At 42.3% G+C, this 20,158-nt stretch carries 14 protein-coding genes; 8 read left to right on the forward strand and 6 right to left on the reverse strand.

The window, feature by feature from the left end:
• Positions 1-24 precede the first annotated feature (24 nt).
• A complete protein-coding gene (locus FTU83_RS06090; RefSeq protein WP_180105907.1) occupies positions 25-849 on the forward strand; it encodes a rhomboid family intramembrane serine protease in 825 nt (274 codons plus the stop codon).
• 129 nt (positions 850-978) lie between these two features.
• Here the strand turns inward: FTU83_RS06090 and FTU83_RS06095 are convergent, their stop codons facing one another.
• Positions 979-3,480, reverse strand: coding sequence for an ABC transporter permease (locus FTU83_RS06095; RefSeq protein WP_180105906.1), 2,502 nt, complete (start codon positions 3,478-3,480; stop codon positions 979-981).
• A complete protein-coding gene (locus FTU83_RS06100) occupies positions 3,477-4,208 on the reverse strand; it encodes an ABC transporter ATP-binding protein (RefSeq protein WP_180005271.1) in 732 nt (243 codons plus the stop codon). The genes FTU83_RS06095 and FTU83_RS06100 overlap by 4 nt, the downstream gene beginning before the upstream one ends.
• Positions 4,209-4,219: 11 nt before the next feature.
• Between FTU83_RS06100 and FTU83_RS06105 the strand changes: the two genes are divergently transcribed.
• Positions 4,220-4,849 (forward strand): arylesterase, encoded by a 630-nt coding sequence (locus tag FTU83_RS06105; protein ID WP_078193022.1) that lies wholly within the window; start codon positions 4,220-4,222, stop codon positions 4,847-4,849.
• An 82-nt stretch (positions 4,850-4,931) separates the two neighbouring features.
• Here the strand turns inward: FTU83_RS06105 and FTU83_RS06110 are convergent, their stop codons facing one another.
• Entirely contained in the window at positions 4,932-5,546 is a 615-nt protein-coding gene (locus FTU83_RS06110) for a carbonic anhydrase (RefSeq protein WP_078189941.1), read from the reverse strand.
• 334 nt (positions 5,547-5,880) lie between these two features.
• On the opposite strand from FTU83_RS06110, the gene FTU83_RS06115 reads away from it, so the two are divergent.
• Entirely contained in the window at positions 5,881-6,921 is a 1,041-nt protein-coding gene (locus FTU83_RS06115; RefSeq protein WP_373685357.1) for an alpha/beta fold hydrolase, read from the forward strand.
• A 46-nt stretch (positions 6,922-6,967) separates the two neighbouring features.
• Positions 6,968-7,975, forward strand: a complete 1,008-nt coding sequence (locus FTU83_RS06120) for a hypothetical protein (RefSeq protein WP_180024089.1) — start codon at positions 6,968-6,970, stop codon at positions 7,973-7,975.
• Positions 7,976-8,010: 35 nt separating this feature from the next.
• Here the strand turns inward: FTU83_RS06120 and FTU83_RS06125 are convergent, their stop codons facing one another.
• Together FTU83_RS06125 and nfuA are read right to left on the reverse strand one after the other, a co-directional pair.
• Positions 8,011-10,206, reverse strand: coding sequence for a TonB-dependent siderophore receptor (locus FTU83_RS06125; protein ID WP_180105904.1), 2,196 nt, complete (start codon positions 10,204-10,206; stop codon positions 8,011-8,013).
• 231 nt (positions 10,207-10,437) lie between these two features.
• Complete coding sequence (gene nfuA, locus FTU83_RS06130) at positions 10,438-11,076, reverse strand: Fe-S biogenesis protein NfuA (protein WP_078189947.1); 639 nt, start codon at positions 11,074-11,076, stop codon at positions 10,438-10,440.
• A gap of 158 nt (positions 11,077-11,234) precedes the next feature.
• On the opposite strand from nfuA, the gene FTU83_RS06135 reads away from it, so the two are divergent.
• From FTU83_RS06135 to FTU83_RS06145, 3 genes are all read left to right on the forward strand, one after another.
• On the forward strand, positions 11,235-11,852 hold the full coding sequence (locus tag FTU83_RS06135; protein ID WP_111884441.1) for a rhomboid family intramembrane serine protease: 618 nt from the start codon (positions 11,235-11,237) through the stop codon (positions 11,850-11,852).
• Positions 11,853-12,099: 247 nt separating this feature from the next.
• On the forward strand, positions 12,100-12,279 hold the full coding sequence (locus FTU83_RS06140; protein ID WP_180055368.1) for a hypothetical protein: 180 nt from the start codon (positions 12,100-12,102) through the stop codon (positions 12,277-12,279).
• Positions 12,280-12,498: 219 nt separating this feature from the next.
• Positions 12,499-14,049 carry a hypothetical protein gene (locus tag FTU83_RS06145; RefSeq protein WP_180105903.1) on the forward strand — a complete coding sequence of 517 codons (1,551 nt, stop codon included), beginning with the start codon at positions 12,499-12,501 and terminating at the stop codon, positions 14,047-14,049.
• 165 nt (positions 14,050-14,214) lie between these two features.
• Here FTU83_RS06145 and FTU83_RS06150 read toward each other — a convergent pair whose 3' ends face one another.
• A complete protein-coding gene (locus FTU83_RS06150; protein ID WP_180105902.1) occupies positions 14,215-15,834 on the reverse strand; it encodes an inorganic phosphate transporter in 1,620 nt (539 codons plus the stop codon).
• 479 nt (positions 15,835-16,313) lie between these two features.
• On the opposite strand from FTU83_RS06150, the gene metH reads away from it, so the two are divergent.
• The gene (metH, locus tag FTU83_RS06155; RefSeq protein ID WP_180105901.1) at positions 16,314-20,003 is read left to right on the forward strand and encodes a methionine synthase; all 3,690 of its coding nucleotides are present in this window, start codon (positions 16,314-16,316) and stop codon (positions 20,001-20,003) included.
• Positions 20,004-20,158 lie beyond the last annotated feature (155 nt).

A 20,158-nucleotide genomic window follows, 5' to 3' on the forward strand; every position in this document is an offset into this window, starting at 1 on the left:
ATTTTGACACAGTACAAGAATAGCATGTCTGAACTCAGCCCTCCTGCTGTATCAACCCGTAAGCTGCAAATCCAACTGTGGTGGATCACGGCACTCTTAATTACCATCAATGTTGGACTCTTTGGCTGGCAAGTGTTGCATGGAATGAACGTTAGCCAACCCGACACACTGGATGCTTTGCGTTGGGGTGCTGATTATGCACCTTTAACCTTTTTAGAGGAACCCATCCGCTTATTCAGCAGTATGTTTTTTCATTTTGGCCTGATTCACCTGATGTTGAATATGTGGGCTTTGTATATTTTTGGCAGTGTTGCCGAGCAAATGTTAGGTCGTTTCTACTTCCTCGGCCTGTATGTTTTAGCCGGACTGATGGGAAGTTTATTGAGTGGTTATTTAACCATTCAAGACAGTTATGCATTATTGGCCGAAGGTGCAGCCAATCAGCAACTTTTTCCGAGTATTGGTGCAGGCGCATCGGGTGCAGTGATGGGTCTCGGTGCAGCGCTGACGATTATTTCGCTGCTCCCCATGTTACCTAAACAGCAATTTTATCTGGATAAAAAAACCTTATTGATGGTGATGGGGATTAACCTCGCGATGGGCTTTATGATCAGTGGAATTAATAATGCCGCGCATATTGGCGGCATGTTGATGGGGGCTGCGTTGGCTTTTATTTGGTATTTAGGACAAAAAGTACATCAATCCCTAATCATTCAAATGATCGGTCTAATCGCCGCAACTGTCGGATGCTATCTGTTTTATCTGCATTGCCAACAATTAATCCAACCGATTTTACCGCTTTGGGAACACTTTATCCTGCTGATGAAGCAATCTCTCGCAGCACGTTAAACAATGGAAGGAAACCAGTGGCTATCAACACTGATATGTTGAAAACACATCAAATCATGTCTAAACCTGAACTGCGCACTGGGTTCCTGCTCCACTCTTAACTTGCTCGGCTGTTAAACATCTCCCCCCTTAACTATTCAGTTCACGCAAACTTTCTAAGGGTGGGATGTCGCAAAGATAACTTAAGCGATAACGTCCAATCAATGTACAGACTAAGGTCATGACCAGTGGGAGGATCAACCAAATCTCGGCATGTAGTTGGATGACCAGTTCCATTTTATAACTGACAATCGCACTGATTACTTCGGCAAAAATACACGCCACGACACCTGAAATTAGCCCCATCAAACCAACTTCCAAACTGAGCATCGACTTTAGCTTTTGCTTGGAACTGCCAAAGGAACGCAGTAATGCCACTTCTTTTTTGCGTTCATCCATAAATAAGTTCAAACATGCGATCAAGACCAAAATGCCTGAAATACTGACCAATAGCGCCAAGATAGTAATAATCTGAACCAATACGCTGACGATGCGTTTGATCTCATCCAAAATCAGACTGACATCAATAAACACGGTATTCGAAAACTGCTGAATTAGACCAATTAACTGATTTTTATCTTGTGGTGGAACATAGAAACTCCCCAAATAGCTGCCTGCATTTTCATCCATGGTTTGGGGAGAAAAAATAAAGAAGAAGTTTGGACTAAAGCTTTCCCACTCCACACTGCGAAGGTTGATCACCTTGGCTTGTAAAATCCCTTCAGGAAGGCTAAAACTCAGTCGATCTCCAATTTGAATACCCAGCTCTTGTGCGGTTTTCACCTCTACCGATACTTCATTAACCTGTTGAAACTGCTGACTGCCCGCGATGATTTGATTATCTTTCGGAAAAGTTGCAGCCTGCGTAAGATTCAATTCACGGCGTAATGAATTATTGCTTTTAATTAAGGCATCAGAAAAAGGGAGATCATTTTTGGCAACTAAACGCCCACGAATATTCGGGTACATCGGCGTCCCTTGCCAGCCATGCAGCTTGAGTTGTTGGTTAAAATCCTGCAACTCAAATGGCGGTAATCCATAGACAAATTGGTTAGGTGTCCCTAGTGGCAATTGTTGTTGCCAACGTTCCAGTAAATCTGTACGCAATACCGCTAAAACTGTGATCAGGCTTAGCCCCAATGCTAATGCGGTAATTTGAAATGCCGTTTGATACGGTGTGCGTATATACGCTGAGATTTTCGTCCCCCAACTTTTCAAGGCCTTTAAACTGAGCCAGACCATCATATATAAGCCGATACACAGGAAGATGATTGCGCAAATCAGCCACATGGTGAGTTGTAAATTTTCAGTTAAAACCACACAAAACACCACCAAACTGAGTGTGCCGAAACTGAGCATCCAAAGCATGGAACGTACAGAACGCTCTTGTTGTCGTATCACTCGTGCCGGCGGTGTCCCTAATAATTGCCAAAGACTTGGAAGAACAAATCCTAATAACACAATCGTACTGGTGAATATTGCAATTGGAAGCGGGCCAAGCAGCATAGACAGGGCTGAAAACTCTAATTGTAAATTTGGAATCAGCTGTAGCATCAGTTGCAATAAGCCAAACCCCAATCCCAGACCAATCAAACTTCCAAACAGGATTGAAAGCCCGAGTACAACCAACAGTAAAGCCAGATAAGCACTTAATATTTGCTGTTTGGTCGATCCAATACAGCGCATCAGTGCAATGGCATCTTGATTTTGTTGTACATAGCGCTGGCTGGTTAATGCGATGGCGATGCCACAAAGTAAAATAGTTAAAATATTGGCCAGTTGTAAAAACGTTTCTAGGTTGGCAATCGGCTTCATCAAGCGGGTATTGCCTTCACTGGCATTTCTCAGTTTTAAACTGCTTTGAGCTGCATCTTGAACCTGCGTATTATTTGGGTTGGCAGCACGGTCTTCGCTTTGATCACCAAATTTCTGCTTATACAGTTTTTCAAATCGCTGTGTATTTTGTGCATCTCCAGCCATTAACAGGCGATATTCAATCCGGCTTCCTACTTGGATGGCATTGGTTCTCGCCACCTCAGACTGCGCAATCATAACCGTCGGTGAAAAACCACTGAAGCCAAGCTCTTGATTGGTGTCATGAATGATTTTGGCACTGACTTGAAAAGCAGCATCAGCAATATTGATCTGATCTCCAACCTTAACGCCCAACAAATCCATAGCACGCGGACTTAACCAGACCTCACCTGCTTGTATAGAACGGTTTAGTTTCGGTTCTGTTTCGAGTTCACCTCGTAATGGAAATGCAGCATCAACGGCTTTGACATTAACCATGACAAATTGCTGATCAGTGTGCGCCATGCTGCTAAATAGCGTGACATTCGATTGTTTTAATTGCTGTGCTTTGGCTTGTTGTCGCCACTCTTGTGGAATTGGTTCATTGCCTGTGAGCACCAAATCTGCTGCCAACATTTCAGCAGCTTGTAGCGCTACAGCATTTTGAATTTGTACATTACTAAACTTTAAAGCCGTGGTGGCACTGATCGCCAAGGTTAGTGTGATCAATAATAAATACACACCCGTGGTTTTAAAACTCAGCTGTAAGAGTGGTCGAAACAGTGCCAAAAGATTCATGCAGCATCTCCTGTTCGATGCTCAATCAATTGACCATTGACCAATTCAAAATGGCGCTGACATTGACGGGCCAAATCGGCATCATGTGTCACCAATACCAATGTGGTTCCCATTTCACGATTTAACTGAAATAACAATTGTTCAATTTCCTGTGCCGTTGCACTGTCTAAATTACCTGTAGGTTCATCTGCAAAGATCAGATCGGGTTCACTCACCAAAGCACGGGCAATCGCAACCCGTTGCTGCTCACCACCGGATAAAACTTTGGGAGCTTGATGCGCTTGGCGTTCTAGTCCGACCTTTGCTAACAGTTTTAATGCTTTTTCTTCGGCGGCTTTGACCTGAAAATTTGCTTTTAGCCGTAGCGGCAGCATGACATTTTCCAGTGCCGTTAAATGTGGCAACAACTGGAAAGACTGAAAGACAAATCCAATATGAGCCAAACGGACTTGAGCACGCTGTTCTTCATTTAATAGATGAATGTCTTGACCACAGACCCGTAATTGTCCCGAACTGGCCTGATCTAAGGTCGCCAAAATACCCAACAAGGTGGATTTACCTGAACCAGAACGACCAGTAATCGCAACTTGTTCCCCTGCAAAGATTTCAAGATCGAGTTGTTCGAAGATCGATAACTGTTTTTGTGGAAGTTGTATCTTTTGTGTCAATTGCTGTGCAGAAATAATCGCCTGTGGCATGATGTCAACATCTGTCGTGAGTTGGGTCATATCTTCCCTATATGCAAAATCGCATTCAAAATAATCGTCTATTGAGTTACTTGCTGGCTATTGCACTGATGTTCTGCCCGATGCTGCTCTCTGCCAAAACCATCATGATTTTGGGCGATAGCTTAAGTGCAGGTTATGGTGTTTCAGTGCAGCAAGGTTGGGTCCACTTATTACAAAAACGTCTAGACCAACAGTATCCGAAACAACATAAAGTGGTCAATGCAAGTGTCAGCGGTGAAACCACCAGTGGTGCTTTGGCACGACTGCCTAAACTGTTGCAAACTCATCGTCCAGACCTTGTGGTGATTGAGTTAGGTGGTAATGATGGTTTACGCGGACAGCCCCCTGCACAAATTCAAAAAAATTTAGCGCAGCTGATTCAAAAAAGCCAACAGGCCAAATCGAAAGTCATTTTATTTGGAATGAAAATTCCACCGAATTATGGCAAGGCATATAGCCAAGCTTTTGAAAATAACTATCAAGTGTTGAGCCAACAGTACAAAGTCAAATTATTGCCTTTCTTTATGCAAGGGGTTGCGGGACATAAAAACTTAATGCAACAAGATCAGATCCACCCGAATGCCAAAGCGCAAACAATTTTGCTGAACAATGCTTATCCATTGATCAAAGCAAGTTTATAAATTTAGTTGGTGAAAATCGGTTCATAAAAAAGGCGCTTCATTTGAGCGCCTTTTTTAATATCTTGTCTTTACTGTAATTTGCTTAGAAATCGTAGAAGCTTACTTCACCTGTTTCGAGTGAATACTCAGCGCCTACCACTTTTAATTTGCCTTGCGCAATTAAGTTTTCGAGGACTGCTGAACCATGACGAAGTTGATTCACTGATGCAAAAACGTTTGAACGTACTGCATGCATTGAAAGTTTTTCAAGGTCATCTTTCAATTCAGTTTGCATGAGTATTTCTACAGATGGACGAACGCGGTTCACAATCGACATCAAGTTTGCTGATGGTGGTGTCGCAGGATTAGTTAAAGCTTCAATCGTAGAATGAATCGCGCCACAGTGTGTATGACCCAATACAATGACCACAGGACATCCAAAGCTTTCTGCTGCAAATTCCACGCTACCGACTTGAGACGGTGCCACAATATTACCTGCAACACGAATCACGAATAAATCGCCTAAGCCTTGGTCAAATACCATTTCAGCAGGAACACGTGAGTCTGAACACCCTAAAATAATCGCAAAAGGTTCTTGGCTTTCGGCCATTTCAGCACGTTGTTGATGCGTCAAAAGCTTCGGGTGATTCGTTTCACCGTTTACAAAACGTTGATTCCCTTTCTTTAAACGATCTAAAGCTTCTGCTGCTGCTAGCATGTTCTAATTACCCTTATCCGAAGTTGCAATATTTTAATCCCAGTCGAATCGATTGTCACTTGCAAAAACAATTGCTGTGAATTTTTTCTACGACGATGCATCTTGATAGAAAATGCTACTCCACATTCATCAAAAAAAATTATTTTTTCTGTAATGGTTCACATTATTAAAACGCAAGTTTAACCACGTCAAAAAAGCAATGGATGACAAAGGTCATTTTTAATTTACAATATATTTCATAAATATACGCTTTCGCTATTTCAGCCCATTCTGATAATAGTCATATAAATGATCTAAAAAATATATCGATTCGATTTAACTGGGGTAAACGTCAATGAAAGGACATCATTCACGCATTTTTGGCTTTTTCAAGCTAGCAACAATTTGCTGTATGACGTTTACTGCCAACAACACTTTGGCTGCAAATCCGTCTCCCATCAGCAAAAACCTGGCTGTACCCTCTATCGTGCAAAACTATTTGAGCCAAGAGCGTAAAGCGGCTGGTTTAGTCACACACAGTGTTCAAGTCGGGAATGTGAATTGGAGTTATAGCGAAGGCGGTCAACGCTCTAAACCTACCATCTTGCTGATTCATGGTTTAGGTGGCACACGTGATAATTGGAATCGTGTTGCGCATTATTTAACACCGAACTATCACGTGATTATCCCCGACCTACCGGCCAATGGCGATACGCATGTGCCGGTCGATTTTGATGTCTCAGTGCCGAATGTCACGGAACAACTACGCCAGTTTGTCCTTAAAATAGATATTGAAGATAAACTGAATGTCGCAGGTCACTCATTGGGTGGTTCCATTGCCACGGTATATGCCTCTCAATATCCTTTTGATACCCAAAGTTTATTTTTACTCAACAGCGCGGGCATTTATAAACAAGCCAATACCAGTTATACCCGTGACCCGTATAAACTTAAAAATTTAATCGTTTCAAAACCGGGGGATTTAGATGATGTCATGCATAAACTCATGCAAAATCCGCCCAATGTTCCTACACAGCTTAAAGAAGCGCAGGAAAATATCTTAATTGCGCGTGCGCCCTTCACCAGTAAAATGATCGATCAAGTCGTCACGCTCAATCGAATCTACACCCCTGAAACTTTTGCTCGATTAACACGAACAGTGGAAGCACCAACCCTGATCCTTTGGGGCAAACAAGATAAAATCTTTAATGTTGAAGTGGCTAGCGAACTCAAGTCTTTACTGAAACGTGCAGAAACCCCAGTGATTTTAAATAACGTCGGCCATATGCCAATCTTAGAAGCCGAACAACAAGTTGCAGACCATTACTTACCTTTCCTTGCGAAAAGTCAAAAGTTTAAAAACCCTTTGGTAGATAAACTGATTCAGTTAAACTGAGCATTCGCCATTTTTAGATACCCATCACTGGGACTTCAGGGAAAGTATGCAGAAAAACCCGATGATTGAGCAGTTGATTGACGCTCAACTGAACTTTTTAGATCAGAGCTTTTCACACAATGATACCGTAGCCACTGAATTCACCCATTTTTATCAATGGTTTCGTAAACAATCTTTGCAGCAGATTTGGAGTTTTGATCAAATCAATGCCTTGTTGCAAAAACAAATTTTAAATACCCCTGCAAGTCAATTTCTGATTGAGCAAATTGCTGAACATATCAAATTTGCACTGATTCACCCTGCAAATGACAGCACCACAATTGCCGAAATCATTCCTGTGTTGACCATTGATAAAATTGCGCAGTATGTGGCGAGTAAACAGGGACATCGTCAACGTTTAATTCATACCATGGTCAACAATCCTGCATTTTCAGCCATGATCAGTCAGTTGATTCAACATGCGATACAAGATTATTTAGACAACTCAGTTATTGCGAAATCGGTCCCCGGTGTTTCACGATTTATGAAAATGGGGAAATCGGTACTGGAAAATGTCACAGATACCAATTTGGATAATGCAGTCAGCAAATACTTACAAAAGAATATTTTAAAGCTCAGTCAAATGAGTGAAACCGTGCTGAATCAGCACTTTGATGATCATAAGCTGTACCATTTTCAAGCCAATTTGTGGCATAAAATTAAAGCGCTGCCAGTTTCGGTATTAAAGAACTATGTTGAAGTTCAGGACTTGCCGCAAACGGTTGCGATGGGTCATGAAATTTGGGACTTTATGCGACAGTCTGAGTATATGAAACAGCAAGTGCATGATGGCGTATACGCTTGGTACGTGCGCAATGCAGAACGCCCTTTTGATTTATTGCTGCGTGATTTAAATATTGATGAAGCATTGATTCAACATGAACTTCAAAACTTACTCAATCCTATCGTGCAGCAAATGATTGAGTCAGGATATTTACGTGAACGTTCCCGTCTGTATTTAGAACAGTTTTACTACTCAAGTGAAGCACTGAAAATTTTAAATATCCCAACATAAAAAAAGCCGCGTGAAGCGGCTTTTTTTGGACATACTTAGAACTGGTATTTCAAACTTGCATAGTAAGCACGACCCGGCTCGTTATATGTTTGGTTGACCGTTTTATCACGCAGTTTTTGCTCATCAAATAAGTTATTCACACCGATACGAGCACTCAAATCCGCATTAAATTTATAACCAAAGTTAATGCCTGCAATGCCATAACTTTTCACGCTATCCATCGCCAAGCCATCTTTGCTTTCAAGACTGGTTTCTGCATATTGACGTGGTTTTTGACGACCATATTGGGTATAGACAAAGTTACTGTCTAATCGATCCGTGATGTTGTAGTTCAAAATAGAGTTTATTGTGTAATTTGGAATCACTGACAGTGGATTGCCAGTACGTTTATCTTCAGAGTTGATCATATAGGTGACGTTATTGGTCCACGTGATATCACCCCAGTCCAAAGAAATACTTCCTTCAACACCTTCAACCAAGGCTTCTGGCGTATTCATCCAACGCAGTACATTATATGTTGTTCCATTTACTTCTAGTTCTTCTAGACGTGTATCCCCTGCAACGATCTTATTTTTATAATCATTACGGAACCATACAAAGCTTGCATTTACGATGTCTTTTTCGAACTGCACACCTAACTCTTTATTCACTGAAGTTTCAGGTTTGAGATCGCCATTACCTTGTAATAGACATTGGCTCAGCCCAATCGGACAGCCATTACCGCGAGTGCTTAACAGATAACCTTCCGCATTTTGGTACATATTGGGTGCTTTATACGCCTTAGCCACACCACCTTTTAGTGTCCAATAGTCACCAAGTTTTTGCGTAATATTGAGACTTGGACTCCAGCTATCGCCCGATTTGCTATGATTATCATAGCGCAGTGCCAAAACAACATCGGTGCTTTCGCCCAAATTCATATTATTTTCAATATAGGCCGACACAATCCGTGAATCCATGTGTGAACGGTCACCTGAAGTCAGCGCATCACCAAAACCGCCTGCGCCAGCTTGTGTATTAACCGTATCGGTAAAGTCATCTTCGACCCACTCAGTGCCTAAAGTTAGTACCTGTGGAACATACCATTGGAACGGCAGATTGGCTTCTGCATTAAAGCGAATGGTTTCTAGATGTGACGTTTGTTTATTTTCAAGATTATTAATCTGCCCCTCTGTACTACCACCTGTACCTTCAGGTAAGCGCTTATTTTTGGTTTTGTCATATTGCGCTATGAGTTTACTGTCACCCCACCCCCAAGTACCTTCATGAGTTAATGCAAAAGTATCACGATAAATGGTATTGGTTTCTTCACCAATTAAAGCGGATAAAATGGGCGCCTTGTTCGGATCGGCTGGATCAAATACACTGTTTTGACTGTCGCCTGCAAAACGGTTGCCTTGGCGGCCAACACTTGCGTCAAACATCAAGACTTGTTGATCGTTCAACTGCCAAGCCAAGCGTCCAGCAATATCTTTATTTTCAACGCCTTCTCGACCCGCCATACGCGCACCATTATCCATTAGAGCATTAATATCCGCAGCATCTGAATCGGTTTTGTTATAACTACCGTATAAACGATATGAAAGGACATCTTTGAGAATTGGCCCGCTTAAGTTAAAGCTTTCACGGTGACTTGCACCCTCTTTAGCGTCTTCAGGCTGATTGGTAAAAACTTCCACAGAGCCATGCACTTCATTGGTCACTTTCTTGATTTTAATATTGACCACACCACCCATCGCACCTGAACCATAACGCGCTGCTGCTGGACCACGCAGCACTTCAATCGATTCAATGGCATCTGCAGGTACCCAGTTCGAATCACCACGTGTATCACGCTCACCGCGCCAGCCATAACGTACTGAGTTTCTCGAATTTACAGGCTTACCATCAATTAAGATCAACGTGTTTTCAGGCCCCATTCCACGGATATCAATCTGACGGTTATTCCCTCGCTGGCCTGTGGCACTGTTACCAGTCAAATTTACACCCGGCATACGGCGCACATATTCTGAAATATCATTCACAACCGGCATTTTTTCTAAATCTTCTGCCGTAATTTTTGAAGCACCTAATGATTGTTTAACTTGTTCTGCTGCTGTAACAACAATGGTTTCCATCTTCGTTACGGATTCGTCTGTTGTTTCAGTTTGAACATCTTCCGCATGCGACAAACTCACCAAGGCACAGAGTATTGAAAGTGTAAGCGTTGATTTGAATAGTTGTTTGGTCATTGAGTGCTTCCAAATGAACGTATTTATGGAGAAATCTAGAATAATGTGTTGCACATTGTAACTACCACGAACAATATTGCAACTAATTTTAATAATCATTATCATTTATATTTGTGATATCGCTTATCATCTCACTGTAAAAACCTCAGAAATCATTTAAAAATCTTCGTTTTATTTGATTTAGACAATAAAAAAGCCGCATCATTGCGGCTTTTTATAACAATACTGAACTTATTTGAAATAAGCACCTTCAGTATTACTGTGATCCGTTTGGTCAACAACGCGCATTAATTCAGGTACATGCTGCTTCAATGTTGTTTCAACACCTTGTTTCAAGGTTAAATCGATTGAAGAACAACCTTGGCAACCACCACCGAATTTAAGCACTGCAGTTAAACCATGCTCTGCATCTTCAACCACTTCTACCAATGCACAGTTACCACCATGACCTGCAAGGCCTGGGTTAATTTCTGACTGTAGAACATAAGTGATACGCTCTTCTACAGAGGCATCTGGACCCACACGTGGCACTTTTGAGTTTGGTGCACGGAAAGTTAACTGACCACCAAAACGGTCTTTGTTATAGTCAATCACCGCATCCAAAAGATATGGAATAGACGGTGTGTCAATAAATGCAGGGAAATCTGGATAGTCCTGTTTATAGTCTGTAGGCACAACTTCTTCTGGTGCACTGTAAGCCATACAACATTCAGCACGTGGCGTACCCGGATTTTCCACAAAAACACGTACACCAATGCCCGGTGTATTTTGTTTATCCAAAAGATCTTTCAAATACTCTTGGGCATTTGGAGTGATCAATAGGTTTGGAATTTCTTCAGCAACTGCTGTGCTGTTGTTCTCAGTCGACATTACAATATTTCCTCAAGCTGAAGTCGCTATTTTAACTTAAGATGCGGGGCATTAGAAAAAAATCAACTAAAATTGTCGGAATTATTCTGAAAGTTCACGCTTTAAGCCGTTTTAATGGCATTATTGAGCATAAATTTTAACAAGTAGAATAGTCATATATGTTGGGTCTACCCTTTAACCACACCGTGACCATTATCCTGATTACGGTGGTGATTTCACTGATTGCATTTTCAAATCAGAAAGTGATGAATCGTTTGTTATTTTGGCCGCCAGCCCTCAGTCGTGGCGAGTATGACCGATTTATTAGCCATGGCTTTATTCATGCAGATGGCGCGCACCTATTGTTCAATATGATTACCTTATTTTTCTTTGGTAGCGTGATTGAAAGTTTTTATCGCCAATATTTCTTCGACATGGGCTTTGTGCTGTTTTATTTAGGCGGTTTGATCGCTGCGATTATTCCGAGTTATTTAAAACATAAGCATGATACCCATTGGGCAAGTTTAGGGGCTTCTGGGGCAGTGTCTGCGGTACTCTTTGCGTATATCTTGTTTGAACCGTGGAAACTGATTTTTGTATTCTTTATTCCTGTTCCCGCGATTATTTTTGCCGTGCTGTATGTAGCTTACAGTATCTGGTCAGGTAAACGTGGCAACAGCAATATTAACCACAGCGCACACCTTTGGGGCGCAGCGTATGGTGTAATCATGACGATTATTCTTGAACCAAAACTCATTCCACATTTCTTAAGTCAGTTATTAAACGTTCCTTTCTAAACGTTAAGTCTAAAAAATCAGCTGGATTTAACCTAAAAAATGACAGCCTAAACCGTTTCAGTTTAGGCTTTTTTTATTGTGCAGCGTTAAGCCGCATGTCCTTTGATCTTTTCTTTAGCCAATTTCCCACATCTACAACACTGCACTTTGAATATCGAGCTATACAATTTCACAGCAGATTGAAACGCTATCTTCCCTTGCCCTGATTTAAACTGAAATGACACAGAATAAAAAAGGGAAAATTCCAATGAGAATAGTCCTGATGTTCTCAAGTTTGTTGTTGACCTGCGTGTTGAGTGCTTGTGCCGTTCACACCCGTGAAGGCAGTATCGTGGTCGACCCAGATCGTAATCACTATCCTTATAAGTACCCAGATCGACATGGCGACTTTTGCCCGCCCGGACAGGCTAAAAAAGGCCGTTGTTGATTTGCCGTTGCTGATTTCATGCCCTCTTCTTTTAAGCCTTCAAACCGAAGGCTTTTTCAATTCCAGCAATAAAATTTGAAGCTGTATATTCTACGAAAGTTCACAAAAGCACATGACAAATCATATAAATCTGGCACTTTATGCCACCCTATTTTTTAATTTGGCATAGATAATGTATACATCTGTATATTAATGACAAAATTAGCTGAGATATTTTGCATGTCGAGTTCAACTGAAGGTCTTCAATTTCCCATTTCGGCTTCAAACCAAAAGCCGAGTACATCTAAAACTGGTCGTGAAATTATCGCTGAAGCCTTAGCTGCAGTTGACCATCACTCTTCTGTACGTGCAAAACAAGAAAAAAACTGGCGTAAAAAATATCCTGAATATTTTAAAGCCTTGGTTGAACAAGGAATTCAATCATCTGAAGCTGCGATCAACATTGCTGAGCAAGGTTTAAATAAAGCGCATCACGTCTTTGAGTTTTATCGTAATCAAGAAAAGTATACGCTCAAAGATGCAGTAGCTTTGACTGCACATCCGCTGCATACCGTGAAATTAAAAGGTGAAAGTGACGCAGCGCCTGAGTGGTATGTGCCCTATCATGGTCAAAAACTTCAAGGTGAGGCTTTACTGGCTCAGATTCAAAAATGGCAAGATGCTGGCATCATTGAAGCCAGTCATGCCGACGCATTACGTGAAGCCATTGCACACCCAGAATGGTTCGATTTGTCAGATCGGACTATGGTGCTTTTTGGTGCTGCCTCCGAAGCTGGCCCTCTGACGTGGTTAACAAAATGGAAAGCCAATATTGTGGCAATCGACCTCAATAATGAACGTGTTTGGGATCGAATCTTAAGCACGGTTCAGGCCGGTAATGCCACTTTATATGCACCAAGTCTCGACGCTGTGCATGAAGACACACCCATTCAAGAACTAAAACACAAATTGGGCGCCAATTTACTGACACACATTCCTGAAATTGCACAATGGCTTGCACAAAGTGAACATCAACTAGATCTGGCTGCAATTGCCTATTTAGATGGTGAAAAGCATGTTCGTGTTGCAATGGCAATGGACAGCATCATGGCCTATGTCAGCCAACAAAAAGCCGACACCAGCTTGATGTTTATGTGTACTCCGACCGATGTCTATGCGGTTCCAGAAGAGATTGTTACGGCAGCGCAAGCCAAATTCCAAAACCGTGCTTCTGCACAAAAACTATTGACACAAAGTATTGCCAAAGTCACAGGTCAGCATTTCTTTAAGCAAAATAATGAGCAAACCACCACAGCAGACAATGGAAAATCCTATGGTATTGCTGACTGTCTGGTGGTGGAACAAGGTCCAAACTACGCACTCGCAAAACGTATCCAACAATGGCGCGCAACTGTCGCACGTCAAAATGGTCAGCGGGTTAGTATCAATATTGCGCCATCCACCACGACCCGCTCAGTGACGAAGAATCCATTATTAAAAGCCGCATTTAATGGTGCGAGTTTATTTGATGTGGAATCCTTCCAACCTGAAACCACCAATGCACTCATGGCGGCTTTATGGATTCACGACTTGAGAAACCCTCAATCGGTTGCTAACCCTGAAACGGCGCTAGACCACCCATTAGAACTCATGATGCATGGTGCCAACCATGGTGGCTTATGGCGTGTGGCTTATTTGGCGCGTACTGCCTTACCTTTTGCAGCGCTGTATGGTTTTGCTGAAGAGAAATTGCCCGTGAAAAAAGTATTGGGACTGTTTAAAAAAGCGTAACTGCATTGGTTCAAATAAGTGTTGAACTTTGCAAAGCTTCAACTCGCTAGTTTGATTGTTCTAATTCAGCTCTCAGTCATCCCATTAAAATCGGTGATGTCTGAGATAAAGCCATAAGAAAACGCTGCCGAAGCAGCGTTTTTTTATATCTGGAATTTGAGTTGCTTAGAACACTTTCAAGAATAACCAGTACAAGCAGCCTGATAGACAGATCGTTGCAGGTAAAGTGAAGACCCAAGCCGATAGAATGGTCTTCACTGTTGCAAAGTTCAGACCCGATTTATTCGCGACCATGGTACCTGCAACCGCAGAGTTCAATACGTGTGTGGTCGATACAGGCATACCAAAACCATCCGCAGCAGCAATCGTTGACATAGCAACAAGCTCGGCAGACATGCCCTGACCATAGGTCATGTGGTTTTTACCAATACGTTCACCGACAGTCACAACAATACGTTTCCAGCCCACCATGGTGCCAAGACCCAGTGCCAATGCAACAGCGACTTTTACCCATGTTGGAATGTACTGTAAGAACGAATCTAAGTGACTACGATATTCTTTCACAGTCTTTTGTTCAGCTTCTGCCATTGCTGGTAGTTGTTCAGCTTTATCTAGACGTTTAAAAGCAGTGGTACTTAAGTACATATCATTACGAATCGAAGATACTTCTTGTTCAGGAATATCTTTTAAGTCGCCATACTGTGCAACTCGCTCACCTAAATGATCGGTCAAACTTGCTAAAGCTGGCACAACTTCTGGGCTGACTTCTTTGGTTTGAATGTATTTGGTGAGTACATCACGTGCTTGTGCATCAGGAATGTCATTATGCTCTGCATAGATCGCAGTCGCAGTTTGAGCAGATAACTGATGGAAAGATTGAATATGTTGATTATCTAAGTTCTTATTCAATGAATAAGCCAATGGCACACATCCGATCAAAATCAGCATGATCAGACCCATACCTTTTTGACCATCGTTTGAACCGTGCGCAAAACTTACACCTGTACAGGTAAAGATCAAAATTGCACGAATCAGTGGTGGTGGTGGCTTATTGCCTTCTGGTGGCTGAAACAATTCAAGCTGTTTGCGGAAAATACGCTTGACCAACAAGAAAACTAGGGCTGCAAATGCGAAACCAATCAGTGGAGAGAACAATAACGCCTTACCGACTTTAAGCACCTGCTCCATATCTACACCGCTCGCACCACCGCCTGCATTTAACAGGTAGTTCATGATGCCAACGCCAAGAATAGAACCAATCAAAGTATGCGAACTAGACGCCGGGATGCCTAAGAACCAAGTCCCTAAATTCCACAAAATCGCTGCGATCAACATAGCGAAAACCATGGCAAAGCCAGCACCTGAACCGACATTCATAATCAATTCAACAGGTAACAAGGCAATAATGCCGTAAGCGACTGCACCACTGGCAACCATTACGCCTAGGAAGTTACAGAAACCCGCCCACATTACCGCAACCGGTGCTGACAAGGCGTTGGTATAAATCACTGTTGCTACTGCATTTGCAGTGTCATGGAAACCATTTACAAATTCAAAGCCAAGTGCGATGAATAAGGCTGTGCCCAATAAAATCATTGAATAAAGACTTAAAGGCGGAACATGCGCTAAATCGGCAGTCACCTGAAAACCAATATAAATCAACGTTGAAATAATCAGCGTTAAAAATACCGGCATAAAGAATTTCGGTGTAGGCACATGAACATTCGTAGACTTTTGAGTAGTCGACGTGTGCGCTGAATCTACGGGAGTTTGTTTAGAATTCATGCAGGCAGGAATAGAGGATTTTAAAATCCCCATATTGTTCAATTTAATTATGACAATTATATGACAAAGCGGTGTCATATAAAGCAATTTTTCATGCTTTATTTGTTTTTTTTAAGTGTTAAAAACCTACTTCCCTACTCTACTTTCATAAAGTAAATCAGTTATTTAATCTGCGTATTTAAACTTTATTTTCTTTGAAACCCAATATTTCAACTTATATTTCATCTGTCATGTTTTTTTGTCATTTTGCATAGCCCTGCTGGATGTTTTTTAATCTTGCCTGAGCAATATTACAAATTCATGAAGCTTTCCATACATTTATATGAAATTGGAATATGAAATTAACAAGTTGCAATATTGCTCATTAATTCAACAAGCTAATAATTGCGCACTGTGAAGATGATTGAATATCAATAAAACTGCAATGAATTCTGTTAATATATTTGCCGATTTTATATTCCATCGGATTGGGGTTATTTATGTCCACGCTTGCCACCCTAAAAGAGCTGCTCGCTCAACGGATTCTGATTATCGACGGTGCAATGGGCACCATGATTCAGCGTCATAAACTCGAAGAAGCTGACTACCGTGGTGAGCGTTTTGCAGATTGGGCATCTGACCTCAAAGGCAATAATGACCTATTGGTGTTGACGCAGCCTCAAATCATTCAAGGCATTCATGAAGCCTACCTCGATGCTGGCGCAGACATCATTGAAACCAACAGCTTTAACGGCACTAAAGTTTCAATGTCTGACTACCACATGGAAGATTTGGTATCAGAGATCAACCGTGAAGCAGCGCGTATTGCCAAAGCCGCTTGTGAAAAATATTCAACGCCTGAAAAACCGCGTTTTGTGGCAGGTGTGCTTGGGCCGACTTCACGTACTTGCTCGATCTCGCCAAATGTAAATGACCCAGCATTCCGTAACATCACTTTTGATGAGCTAAAAGAAAACTATATTCAAGCTGCGCATGCCCTGATTGAAGGCGGTGCGGACATTCTGCTCATTGAAACTGTATTCGATACCTTAAACTGTAAAGCTGCCATTTTTGCAGTGAAAGAAGTGTTTAATCAGCTGGGCTATGAATTGCCATTGATGATTTCAGGCACAATTACCGATGCATCTGGCCGTACATTGACAGGTCAAACCGCTGAAGCGTTCTGGAACTCTGTGCGTCATGGCGACTTATTGTCAATCGGCTTTAACTGTGCCCTAGGCGCAGATGCCATGCGTCCGCATGTAAAAACCATTGCTGACGTTGCCGATACTTTTGTTTCAGCCCATCCGAACGCTGGCTTACCAAATGCCTTCGGCGGTTATGATGAAACCCCTGAAGAAACAGCTGCCTTTATTAAAGAATTTGCAGAAAGTGGCTTGATTAACATTACCGGCGGCTGCTGCGGTACAACGCCGGATCACATCCGTGCTATTGCCAATGCCGTAAAAGACATTGCCCCGCGCCAAGTGCCAGAGACTAAACCTGCGTGTCGTTTAAGTGGTTTAGAGCCATTTAACATCACTGAAGAATCACTTTTTGTGAACGTGGGTGAACGTACCAACGTAACAGGTTCTAAAAAATTCTTACGCTTAATCCGTGAAGAAAACTTTGCCGAAGCTTTAGAAGTTGCACAGCAGCAAGTTGAAGCCGGTGCTCAGATTATCGACATCAACATGGATGAAGGCATGCTGGATTCGGAAGGCGCAATGGTGCACTTCCTTAATCTTGTAGCCTCTGAACCTGAAATTTCACGTGTGCCGATCATGATTGACTCATCTAAATGGGAAATCATTGAAGCGGGCTTAAAATGTGTACAAGGTAAAGCGGTTGTTAACTCGATTTCCTTAAAAGAAGGCTATGACGAGTTCGTTGCAAAAGCGCGTTTGTGCCGTCAGTATGGGGCTGCCGTGATTGTGATGGCCTTTGACGAAAATGGTCAGGCCGATACAGCTGCACGTAAAAAAGAAATCTGTAAGCGCTCTTATGACGTGTTAGTGAATGAAGTTGGCTTCCCTGCTGAAGACATCATTTTTGACCCGAACGTGTTTGCAGTGGCAACAGGTATCGAAGAACACAACAACTATGCTGTGGACTTCATTGAAGCGACTGGCTGGATTAAGCAAAACTTGCCGCATGCCATGATTTCTGGCGGTGTGTCTAACGTATCGTTCTCTTTCCGCGGTAACGAGCCTGTACGTGAAGCGATTCACTCAGTGTTCTTATACCATGCCATTCAGCAAGGCATGACTATGGGTATCGTCAACGCAGGTCAAATGGCGATTTATGATGAAATTGATGCTGAACTGAAAGCTGCGGTTGAAGATGTGATCTTGAACCAAAACCAAGGTGAAAGCCATCAAGAAGCTACAGAAAAGCTGCTTGAAGTTGCTGAAAAATACCGTGGTCAAGGTGCTGCGCAAAAACAAGTGGAAAACTTGGAATGGCGTGAGCTTCCCGTAGAAAAGCGCCTTGAGCATGCTTTAGTGAAAGGTATCACCACCTTTATTGATGAAGATACTGAAGAAGCACGCCTGAAAGCTAAACGTCCACTCGATGTGATTGAAGGTCCGCTGATGGACGGCATGAATGTGGTAGGTGATTTGTTCGGTTCAGGCAAAATGTTCCTTCCACAAGTGGTGAAATCTGCACGTGTCATGAAACAGGCTGTAGCTTGGCTGAATCCGTTCATTGAAGCGGAAAAAACAGCTGGCCAATCTAAGGGTAAAGTCCTAATGGCAACGGTGAAGGGCGACGTGCACGACATCGGTAAAAATATCGTGGGCGTGGTGTTGGGCTGTAACGGCTATGACATCATCGACCTTGGCGTGATGGTGCCTTGCGAGAAGATTCTGCAAACTGCCATTGATGAGAAAGTCGACATTATTGGTCTATCTGGCCTGATTACGCCGTCACTGGATGAAATGGTTTTTGTTGCGAAAGAAATGCAGCGCAAAGGCTTTAATGTTCCATTGATGATTGGCGGTGCAACCACTTCTAAAGCGCATACGGCAGTGAAAATTGATCCGCAATATTCAAATGATGCAGTCATTTATGTTGCCGATGCTTCACGAGCTGTGGGTGTAGCAACAACTTTACTTTCTAAAGAAATGAAGCTTAAATTTGTTGAAGACACACGTGCTGAATATGAAAAAGTCCGTGAGCGTATTGCCAATAAACAGCCAAAAGCTGCCAAGCTGACATATGCTGAATCTGTAGAAAATGGCTTAAAAATTGACTTTGCTGCCAATGCGCCTGTGAAGCCAAACTTTATTGGTACGCAAACGCTGACCAATTATCCTTTGGAAACATTAGTTGAGTACTTTGACTGGACACCGTTCTTCATTTCTTGGAGTTTGGCAGGTAAATTCCCTGCTATCTTAACGGATGAAGTTGTAGGTGAAGCAGCCACTGACTTGTATGAACAAGCACAGACCATGCTAAAAGACATCATCGACAACAAACGTTTTGATGCTCGTGCTGTGTTTGGTATTTACCCTGCTAACCGTTCTGCAGCGGATTCGGTTGAAGTGTATAGCGAAGATGGTCAATCGGTTACGCATACCTTCCATCACATTCGTCAACAGTCTGATAAAGTGACAGGTAAACCAAACTTGTCATTAGCGGACTTTATTGCGCCTAAAGGTGTCGCAGAAGACTACTTGGGCGGTTTCACTGTATCGATCTTTGGTGCAGAAGAAATGGCCAATGAGTACAAAGCTAAAGGCGATGACTACTCTGCAATTCTTGCGCAATCTTTAGGTGACCGTTTTGCGGAAGCGTTTGCGGAGCATTTGCATGAGCGCATCCGTAAAGAGTTCTGGGGTAACCAAGCGTCTGAAACCTTAAGCAATGAAGAATTGATTAAAGAGAAGTATATAGGCATCCGTCCTGCACCGGGCTACCCTGCTTGTCCTGAGCATTCTGAAAAAGCGCCATTGTTTGACTGGTTAGGTTCTACCGACAAGATTGGTACGCAATTGACTTCTAGTTTTGCAATGTGGCCGCCTTCATCTGTCAGCGGTTTTTATTATGCAAACCCTGAGAGCCAGTACTTTAACGTGGGTAAAATCGCAGGCGATCAGCTTGAGGATTATGCGAAGCGTAAAGGCTGGACGTTGGATGAGGCGAAGCGTTGGTTAGCGCCAAATTTGGATGATTCAGTTCAATAATTTGCATTAATAAAAGCCCTCACTGTGAGTAATGCCAGTCAGTTAAGAGATTGACTGGCTTTTTCTTGGGTATTTTTGAGGTTTTCCTTTTACAACCCTTGGATAACTCCTCACTCTTCTCTCAGGTATAACATACCGATTAGATTTCTCCATTA

This window comes from Acinetobacter sp. YH12152 (genome assembly GCF_013418285.1).
In the GTDB taxonomy this organism is placed as follows: Bacteria; Pseudomonadota; Gammaproteobacteria; order Pseudomonadales; family Moraxellaceae; genus Acinetobacter; species Acinetobacter amyesii.